Origin of the sequence: Dyella sp., from assembly GCF_036568765.1 — a bacterium.
GTDB lineage: Bacteria > Pseudomonadota > Gammaproteobacteria > Xanthomonadales > Rhodanobacteraceae > GSA-30.
In genome coordinates this window covers 1-2,776 of record NZ_DATCRY010000057.1, presented here as the reverse complement: position 1 = coordinate 2,776, position 2,776 = coordinate 1, and the positions used below count along the sequence as shown (strand labels likewise).

The following is a 2,776-nucleotide window of genomic DNA, read 5'->3' as shown; positions in this document are numbered from 1 at the left end:
GACCGAGCCGTCCTTCGGGTTCGGCATCAAGCCACGCGGGCCGAGCAACTGGCCGAGCTTACCGACAACGCGCATCGCGTCCGGGGTAGCGATCACGCGACCGAAGTCGAGATCGCCCGCCTGCATGCGCTCGGCCAGATCGTCCATACCGACAGCGTCGGCGCCAGCGGCCTTGGCGGCCTCGGCCTTCTCACCGGCCGGCACGAACACGGCCACCTTGACGGTCTTACCGGTGCCATGCGGCAGCAGCGAGGAGCCGCGCACGCCCTGGTCGGACTTCTTCGCATCGATGCCGAGGCGGACGGCGACGTCCACGGACTCTGCGAACTTCGCCTTGGCGTTGTTCTTGACGATGTTCAGGGCTTCATCCAGGCCATAGAGCTTGCCCGGCTGCACTGCCGCCTGAGCGGCCTTCATACGCTTTGTGAGCTTTGCCATGTCTTAGCCCTCCACCACCAAGCCCATGCTGCGCGCGCTACCGGCAATGGTGCGCACCGCAGCGTCCAGATCGGCAGCCGTCAGATCCGGCTCCTTCTGCTTAGCAACGTCTTCCAGCTGCTTGCGGGTGATCTTGCCGACCTTGTCGGTATTCGGCTTGGACGAACCCTTGGCCACGCCGGTCGCCTTCTTGATGAGCACGGTGGCGGGCGGGGTCTTGGTGATAAAGGTGAAGCTACGGTCGGAATACGCGGTGATGATCACCGGGATCGGCAGACCCGGCTCCATCTTCTGCGTGGCGGCGTTGAACGCCTTGCAGAATTCCATAATATTCAGGCCGCGCTGACCGAGGGCCGGGCCCACGGGCGGCGACGGGTTGGCCTGACCGGCCTTGACCTGCAGCTTGATGTAACCGACGACTTTCTTTGCCATTGGATTTTCCTCGCGAGTTCAAGCGCCTTGCGGCTCCTCGCAGTACGAGCCAGTTCCTTGGGTTTGAGGGGCGCTCGCAGTCCCGCGGACGCCTGAAATACGGACACGCCGAGTCGAAAGACAGCGGCGTGAACCGAATAGTTTACGGAGTGATCAAGAATTAAGCAAGCGTCGTGCCCATCGGAGGTAGGCAGGTGAAGCCGCTCGTTGCGCGAGCTATAAGGTCGACAGCTACGCCACCCGCAGGCATGGAGGATGGCCACTTACCAGCCGAGCCCGCTTTTCACTCCTAACTCCTTACAGCGGCCACAGGCGCGGCCATATGGCTGCGCAAAACGCGGCGACCTAACGCCCTACGCCTTCTCAACCTGGCCGAACTCCAGCTCAACTGGGGTCGATCGACCGAAGATCAACACCGCCACGCGCAGGCGGCTCTTCTCGTAGTTGACTTCCTCGACCACGCCGTTGAAATCGTTGAACGGACCATCGATGACGCGAACCATTTCGCCCGGCTCGAACAGCACCTTGGGCTTGGGCTTTTCCACGCCTTCGCGCACGCGGCTGAGAATGGCGTCAGCTTCGCTATCGCGGATCGGCTGCGGGCGATCGGCAGTACCGCCGATGAAACCCATGACCTTCGGGGTCTCCTTGACCAGATGCCAGCATTCGTCGTCGATGCGCGGGGCCTTGCCCTCGGTATCGGTTTCGATCTGCACCAGCACGTAGCCCGGAAAGAACTTGCGCTCACTGCGCCGCTTCTGGCCGCTGCGCATCTCGATCACTTCTTCAGTCGGCACCAGCACTTCGCCGAACTTCTCTTCCATGCCGGCACGACGAATGCGCTCGTCAAGCGAGCGCTTTACGGCATTTTCGAATCCGGAATAGGCATGGACCACATACCAGCGTTTGCTCATGCTCTTTTCCTCATTTGCCCAGCTTGAGCAGCCAGTCCAGAACGACCGTCTTGAGAATCAGGTCGATCAGGCCCAGCAGCAGCGAAAGGACGATAACCACCACAATGATAATACCGGTGGTCTTGAGCGTCTCGTCACGCGTCGGCCAGACGACCTTGCGCATTTCGAACTGCGACTCAGCCAGAAAGCCGCGCACGCGGCGCCCGGGACCGGTAAAGGCACCGATCGCCAAAGCGATCAACAAGGCCACCAGTACGCCGAGAAAGCGCACCGCCTGCGGTACGCCACTGTCATTGCCGAACCAGGAATACGCAAAAATACCGCCGGCCAGCACCAGCACCGCCAGCACCAGCTTGCCGATATCGGCGGCGTTCACGCCTTTGGTCTGTTCTGCCTTGGTATTCATGCGTCAAAGATCGAATCAGGACAAGCCAAAGGGCATATAAATCAGCCCATTACCAACCCTTACTCGTCTTTTGTCCTCGATAGTGGCACGCCAGGAGGGACTCGAACCCCCAACCTGCGGTTTTGAAGACCGCTACTCTGCCAATTGAGCTACTGGCGTATGGAAACTTGCGGGACCCGAGACCCGGAACCAGGGACTGAAGGAGCCAAGAGCGTAGAAGCTCACCGACTCGTTCAGTCCCGAGGCCCGAACCCCGAGTCCCGCCAGGATATTACTTGATGACCTTGGCGACGACGCCGGCGCCGACCGTGCGGCCACCTTCGCGAATCGCAAAACGCAGGCCTTCGTCCATCGCGATCGGGTGGATCAACTGCACCACCATCTTGATGTTGTCGCCCGGCATTACCATCTCCACGCCTTCCGGCAGCGTGATCGCGCCCGTCACGTCCGTCGTGCGGAAGTAGAACTGCGGACGGTAGCCCTTGAAGAACGGCGTATGACGACCGCCTTCGTCCTTCGACAGCACATACACCTCAGCCTCGAAGTCCGTGTGCGGCGTGATCGTGCCCGGCTTCGCCAGCACCTG

3 protein-coding genes and 2 pseudogenes are annotated in these 2,776 nt (G+C 61.2%); all 5 read right to left on the bottom strand.

The window, feature by feature from the left end; translation table 11 throughout:
* Nucleotides 1-438 (bottom strand): annotated as a pseudogene (rplA, locus tag VIM98_RS04830) (50S ribosomal protein L1); the annotation flags it as partial.
* A gap of 3 nt (nt 439-441) precedes the next feature.
* Complete coding sequence (gene rplK, locus VIM98_RS04825) at nt 442-870, bottom strand: 50S ribosomal protein L11 (protein WP_192165969.1); 429 nt, start codon at nt 868-870, stop codon at nt 442-444.
* Nucleotides 871-1,223: 353 nt separating this feature from the next.
* Entirely contained in the window at nt 1,224-1,784 is a 561-nt protein-coding gene (gene nusG / locus VIM98_RS04820) for a transcription termination/antitermination protein NusG (RefSeq protein ID WP_331991963.1), read from the bottom strand.
* Nucleotides 1,785-1,794: 10 nt separating this feature from the next.
* Nucleotides 1,795-2,190 (bottom strand): preprotein translocase subunit SecE, encoded by a 396-nt coding sequence (gene secE / locus VIM98_RS04815; protein WP_331991962.1) that lies wholly within the window; start codon nt 2,188-2,190, stop codon nt 1,795-1,797.
* Between the two features lie 271 nt (nt 2,191-2,461).
* Nucleotides 2,462-2,776, bottom strand: a pseudogene (gene tuf / locus VIM98_RS04810) (elongation factor Tu); the annotation flags it as partial.